Consider the following 22,298-nt stretch of genomic DNA (forward strand, 5'->3'; position numbering starts at 1 on the left):
CGAATGGGCTAAACTAGGAAGCGCGCCAGGAAGGTGAAATGTCCCGAACGGCCCCTGAAATTGACCTGAAATCTGCTGAAACGATCACGTTCCGCGGTTTCGTCTTCCTGACCAAAAGCAAAGAACTCCGAACCGTCGAAGGCAAAGCGGTCAATCTTCGCAGCCAGTCCGCCGAGGTGCTCTCGGTGCTCGCGGCGCGACCGGGCGAAATCGTGTCCAAGGATGCTCTGATGCAGGCGGTTTGGCCCGATACCTTCGTGACCGACGACAGCCTCACTCAATGCATTGCCGATATTCGCCGCGCGTTGGGGGACGACGCGCACGTGATGGTGGAAACCGTCCCAAAGAGAGGCTACCGACTGAACGCCGATCTATCGGACGCGGCGGACCCAAACGCCGCAGCCGGCACGGAACCTGCCAGGACCCGATTCTCGCAGCGCGGCTTCATTCTTGCTGCACTCGCTCTCCTTGCGGCAGCGATCGGCGCATACTACGGCGCGGAAGCCTGGCGAGCCGCTCCCGTTCGTTCGAGCGACATGCCCAGGATTGCGATCCTTCCCTTCGACGACATGAGTGCAGGTGCGGACAAGGGATATCTCAGCGATGCCGTTGCCGAGGGGATCATCACCGAGCTGGCGCGGAGCAAGACTTATGCCGTCATCGCCCGGAACTCGAGCTTCAGGTACCGCGGTAAGCCGATCGACGCCAGACAGATTGGAGATGAACTCGGCGTCGACTACCTGCTCGAAGGCAGCCAGCAGAAGATCGGAGACCGGCTGAAAGTGTCCGCCCAGTTGCTGAATGCGCATGACGGATCACATGTCTGGGCCAACTCCTACAACCGGGAGATTGGCGATCTTTTCGTCGTCCAGGAGGAAATCATCCGCACGCTTGCGGATCGGGTCGGAATAAGGATCGAGCGACCGTTGCCACAGAGCGATGCCGCGCAGGTCAGCGCGCTCCGCTATTACCTGATGGGGAGGGCCAAGATCGGAGAGGATATCTCAGCCGAGGGGAACGAGCTGTTAAGGCAGTTCAGCCTCAAGGCGATCGAAGAGGATCCGAACTCCCAGTTCGGCTATATCGGGCTGGCCTGGTACTATCGCAATGACGCGGTATTCGGGTGGCACGCGCAGGAACACAACCGGAACGAGGCGTTGAAACTCGCTGCCAAATACGCCGACAAGGCCATCCTGCTCGCTCCTGATGACGCAGAAGCGCATGAGGTCCGCGCCAGCATCCACACCGAAGCCGGAGAGGTCGAGCAGGCCCTTGCCCAGTACGATCAGGCGATCGCCTTGAACCCGAGCAACTCGCATATCCTCGTCATGAGTACGAACGTGCTGCTGTATGTTGGCCGCGCCGACGAAGCGATCGATCGGATCGAGCAGGCCAAAGGCATCGATCCCTTCCACCCTGACTGGTTTCACTGGCAGATGGGCTGGGCGCTCTGGGAAAAGAATGATTGTGAAGCGGCGCTGGCTGCGATGCGGAAAATGTCCAGAATCCCGAGCGGCGCACAGCGCATGCTTGCGGGGATCCACGCTTGTCTAGGAAACAAGCGAGAGGCAAAGGAAGCGCTTGCGGTTTTCCTCCAGAACACTCCCAGTGAATCCATCAGTAAAGAACGCAGGGAGTGGGACAAGATTTGGACCGCACCCGGAAGCCTCGACCGCTGGATCAAGCAGATGCGGTTCGCGGGGTTGCCGGAGTGACGGCCAACCGTATGCGGCCCAGCAGAAGTCATGGGCTGCAAACGACCCTTGAAGTGGGCCACGAGCGCTGGTGGCGCTCACGCTCAGGGCGACGATGCGTACCAAACACCTTCATTTCCTCAGTTTTATCTTGCGACTTGCCAGGCTGGCCGATGGCCAGCCTGATGGCCGCAGAGACGATCGCGGTAATGCCCCAGGCCCATCCGCGCTTCACACTCAAGGTCTTTCGTCGCTAGGAACCCTACAGGGAGGCGGAGGTGCTCGATAAGATTGTCACGCTCCTGCGCCGTGCCGGTATTCCGGACTGACCTTGGTCGTCTACTTGCCGCCTTTGTCTGAACCAATGACAGCTGCGTCCGCAATTACTATCCTGGCGACGCATGCCGCTGCGTCCGCTTTGGGGAATCAAAGAACGCGAGCCCGATGACCGACATTAGGCGCAAAGCAGCCATGCCGCCGTCGCGTGTGAGACTCTGCTTCGGGTCACAAGCAGAACAGCAGCCCCCTACGGTTCGTCCCTCTCATCGCGCAAATTAGACACAACGCGGCGGTTCTGCGACCTGCAGGCGGTGTCGGGGCACTCGCGGACGAGCCTGTCCTTGCCGTAGCCCTTGGCCCACATGCGGTTGCGGTCTATGCCGCCGGCGGCGAGGTAGTCCATCACCGCATCGGCGCGCTGCTGCGACAGCGCCATTTCACTTGCGCCGGGATCGTCGGCGAAACCCTGCAGCTTGAGCAGCCAGCGCGGATGCTTTGCTAGCCAGGCGATCTGGGTGTCGAGGGTGGCCTTGGCGACAGAATCGAGCGCGGCCGAACCTTGCGTGAAATAGGTGCGGCGGCCGACATTGAGGATAAAATCCTCCTCGCTGCCCGGCTGCACGTTCTGGAAGCCGGCAACCTCGGTGTTGGTGACGTCGGGCGTGGAAGGGGCCAGCGTGTTGCTGGTCGAGCAGGATGCGGCCAGCACCAGCAGGCCCGCGGCGAGCAGCCGGCGCGTGTTTTCAATCATGCGGTTCATGAGGCGCCAATCATTCGACAGTGGTGGAAGCGGGCGCCTGGTCGGCGATGTGCGGCAGGACCTGCACCGCGGTGCCGATCGGGCAGCGCTGGTAAAGGTCGATGATGTCTTCCGGGAACATGCGGATGCAGCCGCTGGAAGCGTCGGTGCCGATGCTCCATGGCTCCAGCGTGCCATGCAGGCGGTAGCCGGTGTCGGCGCCGTTGCGGTGCAGATAGAGCGCGCGCGGCCCGAGCGGATTGTTGGACGCGCCGCCTGCGACCATGGGCGGTAGGTCCGGCCTGCGCTTACGCATTTCGGGGGGCGGGACCCATTGCGGCCACAGCGCGCGGCGGTCGATCGTCGCGCGGCCGTACCATTTGAAGCCGTCCTTGCCGACGCCGACACCGTAGCGGATGGCGGTCTTGTTTTCCATGATGACGTAGAGGAAATGGTGGCGGGTATCGACCACGACGGTGCCGACCGGCTCGCTGCTGAAATACTTGACGATCTGGCGATGCCATCTCTTGTCGATCTTGGCGAAGTTGGTCTTGCGATAGACAAAATTGTTGTCGCTGGCGGTACCGGCGAAAAAGGATTTTGCCGCCGCTGCTTGAGCAATATTGCTGGTTGCACCCACCGCGACCAGCGCCAGGCCGCCGAGCACGACCCCCCTGCGTGATAAAACCATCGGCAATATTCCCCCTCATGCCAAAAGCCTGGCGGACCATAGTTGAGAATTACTTCGCCTCAAAGTGGAAAATGCTGCGTTGCTTCAGTCCGCCGTGTCCGGACATTCGGCAATTTGGCGGCGTGTGACCGAATTGTGACAATCTTGCCGAGGACGAACGTCTAGCCTAAACCCCATCCAGGATCTTAACCAAATTGGCGCACGGTTTCGGACCGGGCGTAGTTGCGACATTTGCCCTATCCGGACGTGTGAGCGATGCTGTGGGCATGATGCATGCTTTTTTTCGTTCGGTTGCTGCGATGATCGTGATGTCCGGCGTGGCAGGTTGCACCAGCATTTCCTACTACGCACAATCCCTGAAGGGTCACCTGGAGATCATGGCGGCGCGGCAGGATGTAGGAAAGCTGATCGACAATCCTTCGACCCCTGGGACATTGCGCGCTCGAATGGCATCGGCGAGCGCCATCCGACAGTTTGCGATAGATGAACTAGCGCTGCCGGACAACAATAGCTACCGCAGCTATGTTGACGTTGGTCGGGACGCGGTGACATGGGCCATCTTCGCAGCGCCGGAATTCTCGCTGACGCCACGAACATGGTGCTTTCCAGTGTTCGGATGCGTTCCGTACCGAGGATACTTCTCCAAAAGGTCTGCGATTGAAACCGCTGTCGAACTTCAGAGACAGGGCCTGGACGTCTATGTGACGGGCATCACTGCATATTCCACACTCGGCTGGTCAAGTGACCCGCTGCTAAGCACCATGCTCAGCCAAGATGAAGCGGGTCTTGCAGGGCTGGTGTTCCATGAGCTGGCCCACCAGCGCGTCTACGTACAGGACGATTCCGGGTTCAACGAGGCGTTCGCTACCGCTGTCGAAACAACCGGTGTAAGAAAATGGCTGCGCGCGAATGGGGATACTGCCGGTTTGCGCCGTTACGAAGCCGACCGGAGGCGCAGAGCTCAATTTCTTGCGCTGGTGTCGCAGACCCGAGACGAGCTAAGGCACGTCTATGACGACAGCGCTACCTCTGAGCAAAAGCGGGCCGCAAAGATAGCCGCGATCGAACGGCTGCGGATGCGCTACCGAGAGATGCGCGACAGTCGCTGGCATGGATACCGGAGGTACGATGTCTGGTTCGATTCTCCGATCAACAACGCGAAGCTCGCCGCGACTTCCGTCTACGGCGATCGGGTGGCGACGTTTCTCCGCTTGTTCGATTTGTGTTCGGGCGACTATCCACGATTCTTCGCGTCGGTTCGATGGATAGGAGCGTTAGACAAATCTGACCGCGCCGAAGCGCTCAAGGCGGCAGATTCATGCGATTGATCCGGTCAAATCCGCAAGCCAGAAGCGGCGAATCGGTCGCTGATGTACTCGGCAGCCGGAGCAGGTGATTGAATTGACCATTTGTCGGCCGATTTCCTAGGTACTTTGACGTCGGCGGGGCCGGAAGCCGCATGCCGGCCTACAGAAGCCAAAAGCGGACTTGCCTGAACTCCCTGCGGGATCTTGGACCACAATGATTGCCGGCGGGCCGTGGCGCCGCAGCGTGCGCCCCTACGAGGCCGAAAACCTCACGCTCACGCCGCGCTGCCGAAAATAAGCCTGCATTAGCTTGCGGCCCGAACGGTTGTTCTGCGCCAGCCTGGTCGAATCGAACACCGCTTGTTCTATCCCCTCTCGCGCCAGCGCTGCTTTGAGCGCCGCGATATGTGCGTCGATGTCGGCATTGTTCACCCGGAGCGATGCATAGATGCTGTCGGTCGCCTCGGCCACGGTCGGCTCGCTCACGGGTGTACTCCTTTGGCTATTCGGGCGGCGGCTTAGCACAGATCAGCGGCTTCGCCGATACCGATAATACGGCTAGATGGGCGGCAACAGTGTCCCTTGGGGTCGGTTGTGAATCATGGGTTCCGCCTGAGTCGGAGATCGCAAGCCATGTCTGGGCGAACTTTCCGATCGCCTGGGCAATGCCGACTGGCTCGATGGTGCGTTCAGCGCCGGTGACCTTCTGATGGTGGCGGTGCTGCGCAGGTTGAACGGATCGGGTATACTGGACGAATATCCGAACCTCTCCGCTTATGTAGCCCGCGGCGAAGTGCGGCCAGCCCTCAAGCGTGCTTTCGATGCTTAATTGGCGGTTTTCACGCCGCATCGACCGGCTGATGACATTCTGGTTACTTGACCCTCTAGCTTTGGTTGCGGTCTACTTTCTCTTCATTGGCCAGATACTGGTGGACGAAGGCGATGGCCATGCTGCCCTCGCCGACCGCCGAGGCAACGCGTTTGACCGGGCTCAGGCGTACGTCGCCGCAGGCGAAGATGCCGGGCGCGCTGGTCTCGAGCAGGTAGGGGTCGCGGCCATGCGACCAGAGCCCGGCCTTCTTCACGTCGTCGCCGGTCAGCACATAACCGCGTGCATCGCGCGCTACGTCGGCCGGCAGCCACTCGGTCTCGGCGTTGTCGCCGATGAACACGAACAGCCCGCCGCATTCGTGCCGGCTCACCTCGTTGCCGGTCTTGTCGAGAATGTCGATCGCCGTCAGGTGCGTCTCGCCGTGCACGGCCTGGACTTCGGAGCGAAGCTGGACCTTTACGTTGGATTTCGCCCTGAGCTGCTCGATCAGATAGTGGGACATGCTGTCGGCAAGCGAGGGGCCGCGCACCAGCAGCGTCACGCTGCGCGCATGGCCGGAAAAATGCATCGCCGCCTGGCCGGCCGAATTGCCGGCGCCGATCAGGTAGACATCCTGCCCATGCGTGCTGCTCGCCTCGCTGCGCGCGGCGCCAAAATAAACGCCTTTGCCGATCAACCGGTCGAACCCGTCGATGGCAAGACGGCGCCAGGCGACGCCGGTTGCCAGGATGAGGCTGCGGGCGCGCACGACATCGGTGCCGTCGAGCACCACCTCGTGCGTCGTCGGGTCAATGCCGGCGACCGAACGGGTGACCAGGATTTCGGCGCCGAGCCGCTTTGCCTGCTGCAGCGCGCGGCTGGCAAGCTCGTCGCCGGAAATGCCGCTTGGAAAGCCGAGATAGTTCTCGATGCGCGAGGATGTTCCCGCCTGCCCGCCGGGCGCCTCGCGTTCGACGACGATGGTGCGCAGCCCCTCGGAGGCGCCATAGACCGCAGCCGCAAGACCGGCCGGTCCGCCGCCGATGATCGCGACGTCGTACTCGGCGCCGCGCGGGCGCGTCTGCAGCCCGAGGCGAATGGCAAGATCGCGCACGGCGGGTGCTTCGATAATCTCCCCGTCCGCCAGCCGGGCAACGGGACCATCGAGAGCCGGCCTGCCGAGGGCAGACCAGAAAGCCTCGGCATCCGACGTGTCGGGCAACAGCCAGGTGAACGAAATCTGGTTGCGGGCCAGAAACCGGCGCAGTTCGCCGCACGCCGTGTCCCAGCGATGGCCGACCAATGTGACGCGCGGCCTCTGCGGCTCGGCAGTGACGCTTTGCAGCCCGCCCATCCGCTCGCGGGCAAGCGCGCTGACCTTTTGGGCCACGTCCTTTGAAACCGCGGCGATGGAATAATACTGCTGAACCTCGATGCGCATGACGCGGGAAGATTCGGCGGCGCGATAGCCACCGGGAAAACCCGAGCCAAGCGCAATCGGCACCTCGCCGAAGATCGTTCCCGGCAGACGCCAACCCAGCGTTCGCTCGATGCCGTCGAAGGTCTTTAGGACTTCGATCTTGCCGGCGAGAACCGCAAACAGCGCGGCCTCTCCACCCTCGTGAATCGCGAACTCTCCGGGGCTGAGGTGAAGATCGGCCGCTGTCCGCGCCAGCCGCTCCAGCTCTGCCGCCGGCAAACCCGAAAACAACGGGATCGCTCCCACTTCATCACTTGTCAGCATGGCCCCTCGCGGGAGCCAGTTAGCGTTGTTTTTTTGTCGTGATCAATAAAAAAGTGAGGCGGAGCCGTGTTTTGGCAGAGAGCGCAACCTCCCCGTTGTTGTACCGTTGTTGTGGGGGAGATCGGCAGCCTCGACGCCATGCCACGCATGCTCGTAGCTCGCTCAAGCCGGACGGCACGTGGATGATCGTCGAGCCGTTCGCGCACGATCATCTGGCTGTTAACCCCGTCGGGCGCGCCTATTATGACGCCTCCGCCTTTGTGTGCACGCCCGCGTCGCTGGCGCAGGATGTCGGGCTCCAGGGCTGGCGCCCAGGCCGGAGAGGCAAGGCTGAGGGAGGTCGTCACCAGCGGTGGCTTCACCGCTTCCGCCGCACCGCGGAGACGCCGTCCAACATGGTGCTGGAGGCCCGCCCGTAGTAGGATGGCTGCCGCAGGAAGATTGCTGCTCAAAAAGGTTGCTGCTCCAATCGATCGGAGGAAGCTATGACAGCCTACAATGTAGTCCGCTTTCGCACAAAGCCAAGCATAAAAAGGCCTTCGTCGAAGCGCACAAGACTATCGCGCTCAACGCGACAGGCTTTCGCAAGGGCGCCCTGATCAAGACTGGCGAGCCCACGTTCTGCTTTGTCGGCGAGTGGCAGGACATGGACAGCCTCGCCGCCGCGCGGCCGTCGATGATCGGCATTCTCGACACGTTCCGCGATATGCTCGAAGACCTCGGCGGCGACCTCGGCCTTACCGACCCGGTCTCGGGGACAGTCGTTGCTGAGGTAAGCTGAGGCAGGCTCGAGTTAGCGAAGGCCGGCCGAACTCCCAGGCGATCAACCAAAAAGGCAGAGCAGGTTTTGGCGGATGTAGCCAAGCGACAGAGGTTCGTGCCGGAATTGGTCGGGCGTCTGACGGGCTGTAGCGGCTGAGCCGGAGGCTTGGGTGGCCTCAGCCCGCTGCGTGAGGATTCACCGCGCGCTACGGTTTTTCTCTGCTTCGGATGATCCAAGCGGACAACGGTCCGACGAAGACACAGTCGGCGAGTGCTCGTTCCTCCGCACTCAAAGAACCAGGCATCGTGCACGCAGTGCTGGGTTCGCTCAGCAGCGTCGAGGTAGCGATTGCAAGGAGACTTGCTCTCATTTTGCACACCCGCTCAGACCCCACACGCATTGCGCCGATGTTAGCTCAACCTGATAGGATGACCATGCGCGATTGCGATTGAGGATCAGGTAATGGCCGGAAGCGGTCCGATCGATTGCGGTAAGAACGCGCGAGAATGCAGACATCCAATCCGGGGTTCGAAGTCTCGAACTGACCCAACCCAGACGTTCCCGACCGCTGGAATACTGTCTTGAAACCGTGGAAAGAAGCCGGGGGCTTTCACTTGGGCTTGGTCCAGGCACTGCTCTCCGATCACTCCGCCAACGTTCCCTCGGGATAAGAAGCTGGCGTTGGGTGGTCCCACGGGGGCTCTGTCGCCAAGTTGTACGTCACGTGCGCACTTCACAAGCCACCTCGGCCATAGCGCCAATGCCAAGCATGCACTAACATTCCAGCTTGCCCCTTTGGGGCTGGCCAGTGATCTGTTCAAAGAGAAGTACCCATGACCAATCATTGCTGTGGACCGGGCTATGCTTCTCCAGCCGAGGCGATGACGGCACCTCGCGAAAAGCTGCTCTATACGATTGCCATCTACACCGGCACGGGCATTCAGAAGCCGGACTATCTGTGCACCATTGATGTCGACCCGGAGAGTTCGACCTACAGCCAGGTGATTTCGCGTTTGCAAATGCCGGGTATTGGCGATGAGCTTCATCACTCGGGCTGGAATGCCTGTTCGTCGTGCCACGGCGATGCGAGCATGGAGCGGAAATATCTGATCGTGCCGGGTGTGCGCTCGTCAAATCTGCATATTGTCGATTGCGGTACCGATCCGCGCAGCCCGACACTGTTCAAGGTGATAGACGGCGCTGAAATCAAAGCCAGGACTAACTGCAACTGGTTGCATGGCGACATCCGTCAGTACGACATCTCGGACCCCCACAACGCCAAGCTTACCGGACAAGTGTGGATGGGCGGACTTCTCGGCCGTGCGCCTGAGGTCAATGGCGTGAAAGTGACTGGCGGGCCGCAGATGATACAGCTCAGCCTCGACGGCAAGCGCCTTTATGTGACGACCTCGCTCTTCTCGACCTGGGACAATCAGTTCTATCCGGAAATCCGCACCAATGGCGGATGCATGCTGATGGTCAATTGCGATACGGAAAACGGCGGCATGGAAATCGATCCGCGATTTGTCGTCGATTTTGGCGAGGAACCAAATGGACCAAGCCGCTGCCACGAAACCCGTTATCCCGGCGGTGATTGCACGAGTGACATCTGGGTATGACCAACTTCACCATCACTCTCGCCAATCAAGGCGGTGCGGCCTTTGACGTCGATCGCCGGAAGCCCCTCTTGCAAAGCTTGCGCGAGCAGGGCGTGGACCTGCCGTATGGGTGCAAGTATGGCGGCTGCATAACCTGTGCGGCCAAAATAATCAGCGGCAAAGTCGATCAAAAAGCGCAGCGGGCGCTGAACAACCGCCAGATCACCAATGGCTATATAATCCTCTGCGTCGCCCGCCCTATGAGCGACTGCACGCTGGAGGTCGGCGTTGAGAGCCACGACAAGCTCTATCGCAACCCCTTCCTTGACCCGCTGGCCGCTCATGAATTGAAAGCCGATATTGCGACCCCGTTGGAAGCAAAGAAATGACCCATATGAATCATGATGAGCCCTATTCGGAGGCTTATCTGCAAGACATTCTGAAATCGGTCAAAACCATCGCGATGGTTGGGGCCAGCCCCGATAAAACTAAATTTTCCTATGGGGTACTCAGGGTGCTGCACGAAATCGGCTACGACATGATCCCGGTCAACCCCAGTCCCGGTCTGGCTGAGATTCGAGGGCTTAAGGTGTACGCGTCACTAGCGGCCATCGACCGGCCTGTGGATATGGTTGAGGTTTTTCGCCGCTCCGAAGATCTGTTGGAAGTTGCACAGGAGGCCATCGCAATCAATGCCAAGGTTCTGTGGGGTCAGATTGGGGTGCGCGATGACGCTGCCGCCCAGTTGGCGGAGGAAGCGGGCTTGAAAGTTGTGATGAACCGCTGTCCCAAGATTGAGTTGTTCCGCCCCTTCTGGAAGCCAAAGCTGCACTTGGGAATATGACTGCAGGGGCGCAGAATTCGGGGTTGTCGCGGCAACCAACCTGTTCCCTCTGGAGTCTCAGACGTTGATTCTGCTAGCAGATTGAATTTTGCCCGAGGTACGATGCCAGATGATCGCTGAGATCACGCGCGTCGTCGCCAGCGCCGTCGATCAGAGCAGACTTGCGGCGGCGCAGAAACTGCGTCCCCATCAGGTACAGGCCCGGATGTTCCGCTACACCGCCGTCGTGACGGAGGTGGCCCTTGCGGTCGAGGACCGGCAGTTCCAGCCAGGAGTAGTCCGGCCGGTAGCCGGTGGCCCAGATGATCGTCCTGATAGCGCCTCCGGCAAGATCGAGGCCGAGCGGCGGGTTGTCCTCGACACGGGTCGGCGGCGGACGATCCGGCGGCCCGACCGTAGCGTCCAGGCCGTTGGCGCGCGCCCATTCGTCGATGAGGTCGAGCAGCCGTGCCATCTTGAGATCGGAAAGCGCGCACATGTTGCGCAACGACCCCGCAAACTGGGCCTTGCCGTCTTCGGTGATGCCGGCAAGACGACCGATGAGCCGGACGCCGAGGTCGTCGAGCGCATTGAGGTCGAGGGTGATGCGGTCGGGCGTGCCGGCAAGCTGTAGCGAAGGAACCCGTCGCGCCCGCCTGATGTCGTCCACCTCGTCGTAACGCTCGTCGAGCACGCCGGCGGCGTCCATCCACCATTCCAGGTCCTTGCCGCGATAGACGCGGGGCGCCCGGATGTGCTCGCCCACCGACAGGGTCACTTGACGCCCCGAACGCTGCAGCTCCTGTGCGATCTGGGTGCCGCTCGACGACGCGCCCACCACCATCACGCCACCGTCGGCGACCTGACCCGGATTGCGGTAGGACTGTGCCGTCAGCATGGCGACCGACGGCGGCACGCGGCTGGCGACGTCGGGCAGGCGCGCGATGTTGCACGCGCCCGACGCCAGCACGACGGTCCGACACCGCCACTCGCCGCGGTCCGTGCGCACAAGATATCCCGCCCCGTCGCTGCGAACCGAGGTAACGGTCGTGTGGGTTCGGACCGGAGCCGAGATCGCCTTGGCATAGTTCCCGAGGAAGTCGATCACCTCAGGCATCGTCCGGTAGCCGTCGGGATCGTCGCCGTCATAGCGGAAGCCCGGCAGCCGGCTCTGCCAGTTCGGGGTGAGCAGCCGCAGTGAATCCCATCGCTCGGTGCGCCAGGTATGGGCGATCTCGCCGCGCTCCAGCAGCACATGGTCGATAGAGCGCTCCGCGAGGCAGCGGCTCATCGCGAGCCCCGCGTGCCCCGCGCCGACGATCACTGTGGTGACGGAACTAATCGCACCCTCTCATCAGGAGAGTCTACGGTTCGAAGCGCCTTTCAATTCACCACGACCGTGACGTTCGTCGGATTGGTGACAATGTCATAGACCGCCGACCGCTTCTGCGACTGAGCGACGATAGCCTCGATGTCCTCGCGCTTGGCGTCGGCGTCGATGTTGTATTTCACCGTGATGCCGCTGAAGCCGTTGCGCACGTCGCTGTCGATGCCGAGTATTCCGGCGAGATCCATGTCGCCTTCGATGGTCGCCTTCACCGACTTCAACTGGATGTTCCGGTTCTGGGCAACCGCGGCGATGCCGGCGGTCAGGCAACTCGCCAGTCCGACCAGCACGTATTCGACGGGCGTGGCGCCCTTGTCCTGGGAAGCGAAGACCTCCGGATGGTCTGCGTCGAATGTGAAGGTGGTCTTGCGATGCTGATCCTCGCCGAGACCGTAGAAGCTCTCGACCGACGAGTGGCTGTGGGTGCCATCCTTCCATTCGCAGGCCGCGCGCCACTTGAACTGCGCTGCCTCCGGGGCGTTGGTAAGCGCTTCGCGTGCGCCGAGCAGCGCCTCTACGTTAACGCCGTTGTTTGCCTGTACTTCGGAAGCCATAATTATTATCCTCCCTACCTTGCACTGGCTCAAAAACCCGACCGATCTCACTGACCTCCCGATCAGATTTCACCATGGCGCGGCATGCTATGGGTCGCGAAGCGTTTCTTCAAGTTGTTTCCGCAGCGGAATGTTCGCCCTCGTGTGCCGAGTTGTGCCTTTGCAGGCTCTGGCGCGACCACGACCTTCAGCGTGGTCAATTGCAGTGTCTGCTTCCGGGCGGAGGCAAAGTTCGCCTCTATGGCCGACATCAGGCGCAGAGCAGACGGTCGGGTTTCCAACCCGGAGCAACAAGAGCTGACCTTTGGTCGGCGCAAGTGTCGTCCTGACGTGACCCAATGCGGTCTTCCGTTGCGAGCGTCGCTTGCTGGAGCTGCGTTAAGTCCGTCGGAGGCCAATGGTATTTTCAATGGAACGCTAATATACATGGAAACCCCAACGAGCAGCGCCTGCCAGATACTTGAGGAATGCCATGCGAAGGCTCATCTTCACGGCGATGTGTATCGCCGCCGCAACAGCCGCTAACGCCCATGATTGGTACGAAGATAAGATTGACCCACAGACCAAATTCAAGTGCTGCGGCGGTTCAGATTGCCGCGCCATACCTCGGTCTTCGGTGCGGTCCAGGGTAGACGGCGGGTACACTTATTTGCCGCATAATTTCACCATCCCACGGGACCGTGTACAGGAATCCCCGGACGGGCAATACCATATCTGCGAAAATAAATACGTTGTAACCAACCAGCTGTATTGGCGTTGCTTCTTCGCACCTCGTGTCGATGTGTCTATACTTCTAAAGCATTAACCGCGCGTCGCTTCCGCAACTTACATCAGCAAGGTGCTAGTCCATTAATTCTGTTGGACTTTCTCAAAATTGCCGAAGCTCAAGCGGTGCGCGACTGCCCCAGGGATTTCATTGGATACGTCGCGGTTATCGAGAGCCTGCGCGCCCTGGGCGTAACTCCATGGGGCGCTGCCGCGGGTGACTTCTGGGCGCGCTCCGCAATTCGGGGACAGTCCAGATTTATCGTGTCGGCGCGGCCGTGGTTGTGTAGATTGGCTGCGTGGCCCGCCTTGCCCGCATTGTCGTTCCAAGTCCACTCGCCACGTGACGCAAACGCGGTAACGGCTGGCGATTTCGACCACGATGGACAGCCAAGCGATAGGGAATAACTGGCGCGGGATCATTCAGCACGGTTCATGCGGGAGCGGCATTCGCCGGATGAGGTAGCTGCGGCTGCAGTCTCGAATTTGACGCATCAGCACTTGCAAATCGTCAGCCGAGGTCTTTTGCTCGCGCGATAGTTGCCCTTGACCGTTGAATGGTTGGCGAACAGATGAACAAAATCGATCGACGGCGGCCAGAGTCAGAAACGGACGCCACCGTAAATGCCGCAAGACTTGGAACTCGGCTGCGCCTCGCCCGCCAGACACGCGGCATGACGCTGAAGACGCTGGCCGCGGCTGCGAATTGCTCGGAAAGCCTGCTGTCCAAGATCGAGAACGGCAAGGCTTCGCCGTCCCTGCCCATGCTTCACCGTCTGGTCGAGGTTCTCGACACCAATATCGGCTGGATGTTCGAGCAAGTCGACGACGACGAGGCGATCGTATTCCGGGCGGGCGCAAGGCCTTTGATCGCGCTCGACGCGCTACGGCGTGGCGAAGGAATTTCGCTCGAACGCATCATCCCGTATTCGCCTGGCCACCTCTTACAATGCAACATCCATCACATCGAGGCAGAGGGCTCGAGCGAAGGTCCGATCCAGCATGCCGGCGAGGAAGTCGGCTACGTGCTCGCCGGGCGGATCGAACTGATCGTCGACGGCAAGAGCCATGCTCTCGCCACGGGTGATGCCTTCGTGTTCAGGTCGGAGCTGCCGCATCATTACCGCAACATCGGCGAGGAACGCGCTAGCATTTTCTGGGTCAACACGCCGGCGACTTTCTGAGCAACGCTCTGCGTTCATTTGGATTGACAAATATTCAAGTCTCTTGAATGCTTGCCTCGTGCCTGTAGCACCAACGGGACCAGCCGAGGTCTGGTCCGCAAGCAAGGGGAACCGAAATGCGTCTGTTCAAACTTCTCGCCGGCTGTGCCGCCGCCATTGCCATGGGCTCGGCAGCCATGGGATCGGCGCTTGCCGATACGTTCGCTCTCGTCAACATCAACCAGCAGGCCCTGTTCTTCAACCAGATCAACGAGGGCGCGCAAAAGGCAGCCGACGCCGCTGGGGCCAAGCTGGTCATTTTCAACGCCAACAATGTGCCGAGCGCGCAGAACGACGCGATCGAGAACTACATCACGCAGAAAGTCGACGGCATCATTCTGGTCGCCATCGACGTCAACGGCGTCAAGCCTGCGATCACTGCAGCCAAGGCGGCCGGCATTCCCGTCATAGCCATCGACGCGCAGATCCCCGACGGCGACAATATTTCGTTCATCGGCGTCGACAACTCCAAGGCCGGCGAGGACATCGGCAAATTCTACGCCGACTATGTGAAGACCGATATGGCCGGCAAGGCCAAGATCGGTATCGTCGGCGCACTCAATTCATTCATCCAGAACCAGCGCCTCGACGGCTTCAAGAAGGCGGTGACCGAAAGCGGCCAGGCCGTCACCTTCCTCGACACAGTCGACGGCCAGAACGTTCAGGAGACCGCCTTGAGCGCTTCGGAAAACCTGATGACCGCCAATCCGGACATGAACTCGCTCTATGCGACCGGCGAACCGGCCTTGCTCGGCGCCGTTTCGGCTGTGACCAGCCAGGGCCGCACCGGCGACGTCAAGGTGTTCGGCTGGGATCTGACCAAGCAGGCCGTTCAGGGCATCGACGACGGCTGGGTGGTGGCGGTCGTGCAGCAGGATCCGGCCGGCGAAGGCAAGGCCGCGGTCGAAGCGCTGGGCAAGATCAAGAAGGGCGAGAAAATCGACCCGATCATCAATATCCCGGTGACGATCGTGACCAAGAAGAATGTCGACCAATATCGCGCGATGTTCAAGTAAACTGCGTCGGCGACCGAGCCGCGGCGCCGCCCGAGGCTGCGCCGCGGATCCCTTGCAATCGCGTGGAATTCCAGATGAGCAGTGGCCAGACCTATCGGGTGCGGATGAGCGGCATCTCAAAGCGCTACAACGCCATCCAGACGCTCGATGACGTGTCGCTGACGCTGAAGCCGGGCGAGGTGCTGGGGCTGGTCGGCGACAATGGCGCCGGCAAGTCGACATTGAGCAAGGTGCTGTCGGGGGCAGTGGTTCCCGACGCCGGCACCATCGAGATCGACGGCAAGCCGGTGATCTTCAGCTCGCCGGCGGACGCACGTGCGGCGCGCGTCGAGATGGTCTACCAGGACCTGTCGCTGTGCGACACGGTCGATGTCGCCGGCAATCTGTTTCTTGGCCGCGAGCCGCGCCGCCGCATCGCAGGCATTTCCTTTCTCGACAAGAAGCGCATGCACGACGAGACGCGCCAGATGCTCGATCGGCTCGGTATCGTCATTGCAGACACGCGGCTCAAGGTTGAAAACCTCTCAGGCGGGCAGCGCCAGTCGATCGCGATCGGCCGCGCCGCCTCGTTCGAGCCGGCGGTGCTGATCATGGACGAGCCGACGGCAGCGCTTGCCGTGGCCGAAGTCGAGGCGGTGCTCGAACTGATCCGCGCGGTCAGTGCGCGCGGTGTCAGCGTCATTCTGATCACCCACCGGCTGCAGGATCTCTTCCTCGTCTGCGATCGCATTCAGGTCATGTATGAAGGGCGCAATGTCGCCGAGCGGCCGATCGGCGACACCAATATCGAAGACGTGGTCAATCTGATCGTCGGCCGCAAGTTCAGTGCGCGTTCCGCCACCAATGGCTATCGCGGTGGAGCGCCGGCATGAGCGACGCGATCCACACCGCCCAGCCCTCACGAGTACGCAGGGGCACCTGGCGCGATGCGCTGCTCGCCAATGGCAGCGTCGTCTCGATCGCGCTGTTCTTTCTGGTCGTCTGCATCATCTTCTCGGTTGCGACCGACGCGTTTCTGACATCGCCCAATCTGTTGAACATCCTGCGGCAGTCGGCGCCGCTGCTGATCGTCGCCGCGGCAATGACTTTCGTCATCACCACTGGCGGCATCGATCTTTCGGTCGGCTCCGTGCTGGCGCTGGTGGCGACGCTGTCGGCGACGCTTTTGCAGTTTGGCCTGCCGTGGCCAGTCGTTATCCTCGCCATGTTGGCGCTCGGTGCCCTGCTTGGGGCGGTACAGGGCTATTTCATTGCCTATGAGGGCATCCCGTCCTTCATCGTCACGCTTGCCGGGCTTTCGGTGATCCGTGGCGTGGCGCTGCTGATCACCGGCGGCTATTCCATCCCGATCGAGCCCGGAAGCGCTTTCACGGTGCTGGGCCGCGCCTGGTTTCTTGGCGTGCCGGTGCCGGCGCTGATCGCGCTGGCGATCCTGGCCATCGCGTATCTCGCCTTCAACGAGACGCCATTCGGCCGCTATGTCACCGGCATTGGCGCCAACGCTGAGGCGGTGCGGCGCGCCGGCGTCAACACGCGGCAGACGACGCTCTTCGTGTATGTGATTTCCGCCACCGCGGCAGCCCTTGCCGGGATCATCATTGCCGCCCGGCTTGGATCGGGATCTTCGAATGCCGGCCAGGGTTTCGAGCTGGAAGTCATTGCCGCCGTCGTGCTCGGCGGCACCAGCCTGTTCGGCGGCCGCGGAACGATCATCGGCACGGTGCTCGGCGCGCTGACCGTGGCCGTCATCGGCAACGGCCTGATCCTGGCGCATCTGTCGCCTTTCCTGACGCCGATTGTCACCGGAACGATCATTCTGATCGCCATCTGGCTGAACTTCCGCCTGTTTCGCGGCGCCGTGCGGAGCCGTTGAGCCGATGAGCGGTCTGTTCGATAACGCAGGGCCCGGCCAGCGGCTGGCGATCGGGGTCTATACTGGCCATGTGATGACCGTGCTCGGCCCGGTTCCGGTCGAGGAGATGGGCATTACGCTAATGCACGAGCACATCTTGCTCGATGGGGCGCGCAGCTGGAAATGCCCCTGCCATCCCGATGACTTGGCGATCGCCGAGCAGCCGGTGAACATCGAGATCATCGGCGAGTTGCGCATGAACCCATACGTCAACCGCGACAACGTCTCGCTCGACGACGCCGACCTGGCGTTGTCTGAGCTGCAGCGCTATCGCGCGCTGGGCGGCCACACCGTCGTCGATGCCACCAATATCGGCATCGGCCGCGCCCCCGAAAAGCTCGCTCGCATCAGCCGCATGTCCGGCCTGAAGATCGTCATGGGCACCGGCTTCTATCTCGAGCACACCCATCCCGAATGGCTGAAGGCGATGGATGTGGACGCCGTGACCGAGTTCATCGTCAACGATGTCGGCGGCGGCGAGACGCAGCCGCCGATCATGGCCGGGCTGATCGGCGAAGTCGGCGTCAGCAAGGATTTCACCGCCGAGGAACGCAAGTCGCTGCGAGCTTCGGCGCGCGCCTCGCGCATCACCGGCGTGCCGCTGTCGATCCATCTGCCTGGCTGGGAGCGGCTGGCGCACGAGGTGCTCGATATCGTCGAGGCCGAAGGCGCCGATCTTCGCCACACCGTGCTCTGCCACATGAACCCGAGCCACGACGATCCCGACTACCAGAAAAGCCTCGCCCGGCGCGGCGCGTTCCTCGAATACGACATGATCGGCATGGACTATTATTACGCCGACCAGGACGCGCAATCGCCCTCCGACGAGGAGAATGCACGCGCCATCGCCGCCCTTGTCGAGGCGGGCTTCGGCGACCGCCTGCTGTTGTCGCAGGATGTGTTCCTCAAGATCATGCTGACGCGCTTCGGCGGCTTCGGCTATGGCTATATCCTGAAGCATTTCATACCGCGCCTAAAACGCCACGGCGTCGAGCAGCCGGCCATCGACCGCATGTTGATCGCCAATCCGAAAAGCGTATTCGCGCGGCTCTAAGCGGCCTGGAATTACACTGGAGTTCAAATGTCCAAGAAGAAGATCCTGCTTGCCGGCGAATCCTGGGTGTCGACCGCGACCCATATCAAGGGTTTCGACCAGTTTCCGACCGTTACCTACCACACCGGCGCAGACGAGTTGCTGGACGCGCTGAAGGCGACCGACTTCGACGTGACGTTCATGCCGGCGCATGAGGCGCAGCGCGGCTTTCCACAGACCATGGAGGCGCTGTCGGCCTATGACGCGGTCGTGCTCTCCGACATCGGCGCCAACACGCTGCTGCTGCATCCCGACACCTGGGTCCACTCCAAGCCGACGCCGAACCGCCTGCGCCTGCTGCGCGATTACGTCAGCGGCGGCGGCGGTCTATTGATGTTCGGCGGTTACTACAGCTTCCAAGGCATCAATGGCGGCGCGCGCTACCGCAAGACGCCGGTCGAGGACGTGCTGCCGGTGAACTGCCTGGCCTACGACGACCGCGTCGAGGTTCCCGAAGGTTTTGCGCCGGTGCCGAAACCAGGGTCGAGCCATCCCATCCTCAGGGGCCTCGGCTCGGACTGGCCGATCCTGCTCGGTTTTAACGAGGTGACGCTGAAGGATGGGGCCGAGGTCCTGGCCAGCGTGTCGTCGGACTATGGTTCGCTGCCGCTGCTTGTCACCGGCCATTACGGCAAGGGCCGCACCGTGGCCTGGACATCCGATGTCGGGCCACATTGGCTGCCGCCGCAATTCATCGCCTGGCCAGGCTACAAGACCCTGTTCGAACAGATGCTGGGCTGGGCGACCGGTGAGAGCTGAGCCATGCATGTCCACGTCGTCGGCAATGCCTGCCTCGATACCGTGTTTCGCGTCGGCCGCTTCCCTGCCGCGGGCGAGACCTTGAATGCCGTGAGCTATGCCGACGGGCTCGGCGGCAAGGGCGCCAACCAGGCAGTCGCAGCAGCACGGACTGGTGCAGAGGTGACGTTCTGGACGGCGCTCGGCAAGGATCCCGCTGGCGCGTGGATGAGGAGCCGCCTCGACAGCGAGCTGTCAGGCCTTGAGGTGAGCGAATTCGAGCTGCCGAGCGACCGCTCGACCATCGTCGTCGATCGAGGCGGAGAGAATTTCATCGTCAGCGGCGTCGCCTGCAGCGAAGCCTTCGATCCGGTGGCGCAAACAGCACTTGTCCGCTGGATCGCTCCCGGCGACATCCTCGTCTGCCAGGGAAATTTACGGACTGCCGTGACCAATGCCTGCCTCAGAGCAGCAAAGGGAAACGGTGCGCGCACCGTTCTCAACGCCAGCCCGATCGACACGGCCTCGCTGCCCGATCTCGGCCTGGCGGAGGTTCTGGTGGTCAACCAATCCGAAGCGCAAATCTTGACCGGCCGGGATGACATGACAGCAGCCGCTCACGCGCTGGTGGCCAAAGGCGCAGGCGCCGTCGTCATCACCCTCGGTGCCGCAGGCTGTATCGTGCTTGGCACGGACCGGACGGAACCGCTTCGCTTGCCGGGGCAGCGAGTCGAAGCGCTCGACACCAGCGGCGCGGGCGATGTGCTCTGCGGCTGTCTGGCCGGTGGGCTTGCCCGGAGCATGCCGGTCATCTCGGCGCTGAAGCTGGCGCTCGCCGCTGCCGCAATCGCCGTGACACGGCCGGGCACTCTGGCATCCTGTCCTTCCGCCTCCGAGATGGCGGCGATCATCGATCAAATGGAGCTCTCATGACCCCGCTCGGCCAATCTGGCGGCAACGCGCTCGTGGACCTTTTCGGCCGCACAAAGGTGGTGATCGGCGTCGTTCATCTGGCGCCGCTGCCCGGCGCGCCGCGCTATGACGGCGAGGGTATCGAGGCGATCTACCAGCGCGGGCTCGATGACGCCAAAGCCTATCTCGACGGCGGCTGCGACGGCGTCATCATCGAGAACCATGGCGACATCCCCTTCGCCAAGCCTGATGATATCGGCCCGGAGACGGCGGCCTATATGGCGGTCGTTTCCGACCGCATCCGCCGCGAACTCGGCAGGCCGATCGGCATCAATGTGCTGGCCAATGCCGCGATCCCGGCCTTGGCGATCGCCAGCGCAGCCGGCGCCGGCTTCGTGCGAGTCAATCAATGGGCGAACGCCTACGTCGCCAATGAGGGGTTTGTCGAAGGCGAATCGGGCCGCGCGGCACGCTACCGCGCCAGGCTGCGCGCCAACGGCATCCGCATTTTTGCCGATGCCCATGTCAAGCACGGTGCACACGCCATCGTCGCCGACCGCCCGGTGGAGGAACTGGTCAAGGACCTGGTCTTCTTCGACGCCGACGCCATCATCGCCACTGGCCAGCGCACCGGTCACGCCGCGGATTTGGGCTACATAAGTATGATCAAGCAGGCCGCCGGCCTGCCGACGCTGGTCGGCAGCGGTGTCACCCCGGATAACGCCAATGATATCCTTGCCATTGTCGACGGGGTCATCATCGCCAGCGCGCTGAAGCACGACGGCGTCTGGTGGAACCAGGTCGACTCTGCTCGAGTAAAGGCGTTCATGGGTGGTCTGAAGCGATAGCTGGACTACCCTACTGAGGGGCTTGGGGTCCAGCTTGATCAGAGACGACGGACGGGCCTAGGATACTGCTCGACCAGATCGTCGACGGTCAGCAAAGTAATGCCTTCTACAATCGATTGAGCAATCAGGGTCCGATCGAATGGGTCCTTGTGGATGGGTGGAAGCCCCTCCACTGCAATGGCATGCTCGCCGGTGATGGCAGCTTATCATAGCCATTGTCGATCAGGCCCCGACGGAAAGACGCGCATCGACCTCCAAGTCAAGGCGGCCCAGACCGCGTTTAATGGCAATCTCCCAGGGAGTTGCAAGTGGTTATCGGCATTCTCGATCTCAGCGAGGGCTGCGGGCGGGAGCTTTTCGGGCTCGCCCGCCGCCCAGAGCAGAAGGTGGGTATCGAGAAGAAGTTTCATGCATCGCCGCCAAACAGCTTCTCGATTTCGTCATCGGCCATGCGATCAAAATCGTCCGGAACTGCAAACTGCCCGGCCATAAACCCCACCCGACGCATTTCGCCGGCCGCAGGTGCGTCTATGGCAACGACCTTGACCATCGGCTTGCCGGATTTGGCGATAATGAAGGATTCGCCTTTGGCCGCCCTGTCGACAAGACGAGACAGATGCGTCTTGGCCTCGTGGATATTGACGGTGCGCATTGCGGCCTCATGACTTAGTCCATGCAACTTAGTCTACACGGCCCGATTTTCGAGCGTGTTTCAGTCAGTGAAGGTGAAGGATGCCGGATGCGGCTGATCCTTTCGGATCGGCCGCATGGCACGACTTCAACAAAGACGCGTAATCGACTGTCTGAACTGCATGTTTGTTGGGACTGCGTCTCACCTGATGTTGGCCGAACCTGTTGGTCCGCCATGCGACGTCGGAGTTCACAGGAGCGATTTTTGCCCAGCAAATGCTCTACATTGCGCTAGGGGCCGAAAGCGAAACGTCCGCTTTTAGGGCGCTGCACCACGGCGGCGACGAGCCCGACACTGTACCGAAGGCGATCGACGCGACGGGCGCCAAGGGCCTTACCGGACTCTATGTTCCCTTCACGATTCTCGGCTTAGTCGGTCGGCGGGATTGAGCCGCGCTCTCGAGGGCCAGGGCCAACCGCTTCTCGTCTTCGATGGCGCGATCGACTGCCTCAATTTCCTCTTGGAGCACCTTCAGCTCAGCTCCGTAGCTGGAGCCGTCGCTGTCCCCGATCTGAAAGCCACTTGCCCGCATTGCGTCGCGAGTATGGTGCACGTTACGGACTCCTTCGCGCCGCGTCGCGACCAAGATTTCCCTAAACTCTCCAAGACGTTCAACGTGATTGCGAGCCATTGCGTTCTCCTATTTCGTCTTCATCGTCGCCGACGGCGATTCAGAACGGCTAAAACCTACGGAGATACTCTCGACAAAG

General features: G+C 61.6%; 22 protein-coding genes and 2 pseudogenes. 16 read left to right on the forward strand and 8 right to left on the reverse strand.

The genetic code is table 11. The features are described 5' to 3' along the window. Nucleotides 1-38: 38 nt before the first annotated feature. On the forward strand, nucleotides 39-1,715 hold the full coding sequence (locus NKI16_RS14745; protein WP_352756431.1) for a winged helix-turn-helix domain-containing tetratricopeptide repeat protein: 1,677 nt from the start codon (nucleotides 39-41) through the stop codon (nucleotides 1,713-1,715). Nucleotides 1,716-2,220: 505 nt separating this feature from the next. Here the strand turns inward: NKI16_RS14745 and NKI16_RS14750 are convergent. Further along, nucleotides 2,221-2,733 carry an OmpA family protein gene (locus NKI16_RS14750; RefSeq protein WP_023679243.1) on the reverse strand — a complete coding sequence of 171 codons (513 nt, stop codon included), beginning with the start codon at nucleotides 2,731-2,733 and terminating at the stop codon, nucleotides 2,221-2,223. A gap of 10 nt (nucleotides 2,734-2,743) precedes the next feature. Continuing rightward, nucleotides 2,744-3,403, reverse strand: coding sequence for a L,D-transpeptidase (locus NKI16_RS14755; RefSeq protein ID WP_352595026.1), 660 nt, complete (start codon nucleotides 3,401-3,403; stop codon nucleotides 2,744-2,746). Between the two features lie 194 nt (nucleotides 3,404-3,597). Here NKI16_RS14755 and NKI16_RS14760 point away from each other — a divergent pair, with 194 nt between their 5' ends. Beyond that, entirely contained in the window at nucleotides 3,598-4,731 is a 1,134-nt protein-coding gene (locus tag NKI16_RS14760) for an aminopeptidase (RefSeq protein ID WP_352756429.1), read from the forward strand. A 231-nt stretch (nucleotides 4,732-4,962) separates the two neighbouring features. On the opposite strand, the gene NKI16_RS14765 is transcribed toward NKI16_RS14760, so the two are convergent. Further along, complete coding sequence (locus NKI16_RS14765; RefSeq protein WP_352756427.1) at nucleotides 4,963-5,196, reverse strand: hypothetical protein; 234 nt, start codon at nucleotides 5,194-5,196, stop codon at nucleotides 4,963-4,965. Nucleotides 5,197-5,347: 151 nt separating this feature from the next. Between NKI16_RS14765 and NKI16_RS14770 the strand changes: the two are divergent. Continuing rightward, nucleotides 5,348-5,539: pseudogene (locus tag NKI16_RS14770) on the forward strand (glutathione S-transferase family protein); the annotation flags it as partial. 55 nt (nucleotides 5,540-5,594) lie between these two features. Here the strand turns inward: NKI16_RS14770 and NKI16_RS14775 are convergent. Continuing rightward, nucleotides 5,595-7,265 carry an FAD-dependent oxidoreductase gene (locus tag NKI16_RS14775; RefSeq protein WP_352756426.1) on the reverse strand — a complete coding sequence of 557 codons (1,671 nt, stop codon included), beginning with the start codon at nucleotides 7,263-7,265 and terminating at the stop codon, nucleotides 5,595-5,597. Nucleotides 7,266-7,426: 161 nt separating this feature from the next. On the opposite strand from NKI16_RS14775, the pseudogene NKI16_RS14780 reads away from it, so the two are divergent. The 5 genes and pseudogenes from NKI16_RS14780 to NKI16_RS14800 form a co-directional block, all read left to right on the forward strand. Continuing rightward, nucleotides 7,427-7,684 (forward strand): annotated as a pseudogene (locus NKI16_RS14780) (SAM-dependent methyltransferase); the annotation flags it as partial. Between the two features lie 38 nt (nucleotides 7,685-7,722). Continuing rightward, nucleotides 7,723-8,046, forward strand: a complete 324-nt coding sequence (locus NKI16_RS14785; protein ID WP_352756425.1) for a DUF718 domain-containing protein — start codon at nucleotides 7,723-7,725, stop codon at nucleotides 8,044-8,046. An 815-nt stretch (nucleotides 8,047-8,861) separates the two neighbouring features. Next, nucleotides 8,862-9,647, forward strand: a complete 786-nt coding sequence (locus NKI16_RS14790; RefSeq protein WP_352923085.1) for a selenium-binding protein SBP56-related protein — start codon at nucleotides 8,862-8,864, stop codon at nucleotides 9,645-9,647. Beyond that, on the forward strand, nucleotides 9,644-10,015 hold the full coding sequence (locus tag NKI16_RS14795; protein ID WP_352923088.1) for a 2Fe-2S iron-sulfur cluster-binding protein: 372 nt from the start codon (nucleotides 9,644-9,646) through the stop codon (nucleotides 10,013-10,015). Before NKI16_RS14790 ends, NKI16_RS14795 begins: the two co-directional genes overlap by 4 nt. 5 nt (nucleotides 10,016-10,020) lie before the next feature. Further along, nucleotides 10,021-10,470 carry a CoA-binding protein gene (locus tag NKI16_RS14800; protein ID WP_352645845.1) on the forward strand — a complete coding sequence of 150 codons (450 nt, stop codon included), beginning with the start codon at nucleotides 10,021-10,023 and terminating at the stop codon, nucleotides 10,468-10,470. A 73-nt stretch (nucleotides 10,471-10,543) separates the two neighbouring features. Here NKI16_RS14800 and NKI16_RS14805 read toward each other — a convergent pair whose 3' ends face one another. Together NKI16_RS14805 and NKI16_RS14810 are read right to left on the reverse strand one after the other, a co-directional pair. Next, on the reverse strand, nucleotides 10,544-11,773 hold the full coding sequence (locus NKI16_RS14805; protein ID WP_352679395.1) for an NAD(P)-binding domain-containing protein: 1,230 nt from the start codon (nucleotides 11,771-11,773) through the stop codon (nucleotides 10,544-10,546). 59 nt (nucleotides 11,774-11,832) lie between these two features. Then, entirely contained in the window at nucleotides 11,833-12,390 is a 558-nt protein-coding gene (locus tag NKI16_RS14810; protein WP_023679231.1) for an OsmC family protein, read from the reverse strand. Between the two features lie 1,337 nt (nucleotides 12,391-13,727). On the opposite strand from NKI16_RS14810, the gene NKI16_RS14815 reads away from it, so the two are divergent. From NKI16_RS14815 to NKI16_RS14850, 8 genes are all read left to right on the forward strand, one after another. Continuing rightward, a complete protein-coding gene (locus tag NKI16_RS14815; RefSeq protein WP_023679230.1) occupies nucleotides 13,728-14,339 on the forward strand; it encodes a cupin domain-containing protein in 612 nt (203 codons plus the stop codon). Nucleotides 14,340-14,455: 116 nt separating this feature from the next. Further along, a complete protein-coding gene (locus tag NKI16_RS14820; RefSeq protein WP_352756420.1) occupies nucleotides 14,456-15,394 on the forward strand; it encodes an ABC transporter substrate-binding protein in 939 nt (312 codons plus the stop codon). Between the two features lie 74 nt (nucleotides 15,395-15,468). Beyond that, entirely contained in the window at nucleotides 15,469-16,266 is a 798-nt protein-coding gene (locus NKI16_RS14825) for an ATP-binding cassette domain-containing protein (RefSeq protein ID WP_352458694.1), read from the forward strand. Further along, entirely contained in the window at nucleotides 16,263-17,267 is a 1,005-nt protein-coding gene (locus NKI16_RS14830) for an ABC transporter permease (protein ID WP_352474303.1), read from the forward strand. The genes NKI16_RS14825 and NKI16_RS14830 overlap by 4 nt, the downstream gene beginning before the upstream one ends. A 4-nt stretch (nucleotides 17,268-17,271) precedes the next feature. Beyond that, the gene (locus tag NKI16_RS14835) at nucleotides 17,272-18,360 is read left to right on the forward strand and encodes a phosphotriesterase family protein (protein ID WP_352756418.1); all 1,089 of its coding nucleotides are present in this window, start codon (nucleotides 17,272-17,274) and stop codon (nucleotides 18,358-18,360) included. 27 nt (nucleotides 18,361-18,387) lie between these two features. Then, nucleotides 18,388-19,158, forward strand: coding sequence for a glutamine amidotransferase (locus NKI16_RS14840; RefSeq protein ID WP_023679225.1), 771 nt, complete (start codon nucleotides 18,388-18,390; stop codon nucleotides 19,156-19,158). 3 nt (nucleotides 19,159-19,161) lie between these two features. Next, nucleotides 19,162-20,070 (forward strand): ribokinase, encoded by a 909-nt coding sequence (locus NKI16_RS14845; RefSeq protein ID WP_023679224.1) that lies wholly within the window; start codon nucleotides 19,162-19,164, stop codon nucleotides 20,068-20,070. Further along, the gene (locus NKI16_RS14850; RefSeq protein ID WP_023679223.1) at nucleotides 20,067-20,897 is read left to right on the forward strand and encodes a BtpA/SgcQ family protein; all 831 of its coding nucleotides are present in this window, start codon (nucleotides 20,067-20,069) and stop codon (nucleotides 20,895-20,897) included. The genes NKI16_RS14845 and NKI16_RS14850 overlap by 4 nt, the downstream gene beginning before the upstream one ends. A 406-nt stretch (nucleotides 20,898-21,303) precedes the next feature. Here NKI16_RS14850 and NKI16_RS14860 read toward each other — a convergent pair whose 3' ends face one another. Beyond that, complete coding sequence (locus NKI16_RS14860; RefSeq protein WP_023679222.1) at nucleotides 21,304-21,549, reverse strand: type II toxin-antitoxin system Phd/YefM family antitoxin; 246 nt, start codon at nucleotides 21,547-21,549, stop codon at nucleotides 21,304-21,306. Nucleotides 21,550-21,931: 382 nt separating this feature from the next. Continuing rightward, complete coding sequence (locus NKI16_RS14865) at nucleotides 21,932-22,219, reverse strand: hypothetical protein (protein ID WP_023679221.1); 288 nt, start codon at nucleotides 22,217-22,219, stop codon at nucleotides 21,932-21,934. Nucleotides 22,220-22,298 lie beyond the last annotated feature (79 nt).

Source organism: Mesorhizobium sp. M0698, assembly GCF_040320455.1.
In the GTDB taxonomy this organism is placed as follows: Bacteria; Pseudomonadota; Alphaproteobacteria; order Rhizobiales; family Rhizobiaceae; genus Mesorhizobium.

Bases quoted from the DNA above. Each gene is read 5' to 3' on its own strand.
- NKI16_RS14745 (WP_352756431.1), top strand. From the start codon at position 39: ATGTCCCGAACGGCCCCTGAAATTGACCTGAAATCTGCTGAAACGATC.
- NKI16_RS14750 (WP_023679243.1), bottom strand. From the start codon at position 2,733: ATGAACCGCATGATTGAAAACACGCGCCGGCTGCTCGCCGCGGGCCTG.
- NKI16_RS14755 (WP_352595026.1), bottom strand. From the start codon at position 3,403: ATGGTTTTATCACGCAGGGGGGTCGTGCTCGGCGGCCTGGCGCTGGTC.
- NKI16_RS14775 (WP_352756426.1), bottom strand. From the start codon at position 7,265: ATGCTGACAAGTGATGAAGTGGGAGCGATCCCGTTGTTTTCGGGTTTG.
- NKI16_RS14790 (WP_352923085.1), top strand. From the start codon at position 8,862: ATGACCAATCATTGCTGTGGACCGGGCTATGCTTCTCCAGCCGAGGCG.
- NKI16_RS14795 (WP_352923088.1), top strand. From the start codon at position 9,644: ATGACCAACTTCACCATCACTCTCGCCAATCAAGGCGGTGCGGCCTTT.
- NKI16_RS14800 (WP_352645845.1), top strand. From the start codon at position 10,021: ATGAATCATGATGAGCCCTATTCGGAGGCTTATCTGCAAGACATTCTG.
- NKI16_RS14810 (WP_023679231.1), bottom strand. From the start codon at position 12,390: ATGGCTTCCGAAGTACAGGCAAACAACGGCGTTAACGTAGAGGCGCTG.
- NKI16_RS14815 (WP_023679230.1), top strand. From the start codon at position 13,728: ATGAACAAAATCGATCGACGGCGGCCAGAGTCAGAAACGGACGCCACC.
- NKI16_RS14820 (WP_352756420.1), top strand. From the start codon at position 14,456: ATGCGTCTGTTCAAACTTCTCGCCGGCTGTGCCGCCGCCATTGCCATG.
- NKI16_RS14825 (WP_352458694.1), top strand. From the start codon at position 15,469: ATGAGCAGTGGCCAGACCTATCGGGTGCGGATGAGCGGCATCTCAAAG.
- NKI16_RS14830 (WP_352474303.1), top strand. From the start codon at position 16,263: ATGAGCGACGCGATCCACACCGCCCAGCCCTCACGAGTACGCAGGGGC.
- NKI16_RS14835 (WP_352756418.1), top strand. From the start codon at position 17,272: ATGAGCGGTCTGTTCGATAACGCAGGGCCCGGCCAGCGGCTGGCGATC.
- NKI16_RS14840 (WP_023679225.1), top strand. From the start codon at position 18,388: ATGTCCAAGAAGAAGATCCTGCTTGCCGGCGAATCCTGGGTGTCGACC.
- NKI16_RS14845 (WP_023679224.1), top strand. From the start codon at position 19,162: ATGCATGTCCACGTCGTCGGCAATGCCTGCCTCGATACCGTGTTTCGC.
- NKI16_RS14850 (WP_023679223.1), top strand. From the start codon at position 20,067: ATGACCCCGCTCGGCCAATCTGGCGGCAACGCGCTCGTGGACCTTTTC.
- NKI16_RS14860 (WP_023679222.1), bottom strand. From the start codon at position 21,549: ATGCGCACCGTCAATATCCACGAGGCCAAGACGCATCTGTCTCGTCTT.
- NKI16_RS14865 (WP_023679221.1), bottom strand. From the start codon at position 22,219: ATGGCTCGCAATCACGTTGAACGTCTTGGAGAGTTTAGGGAAATCTTG.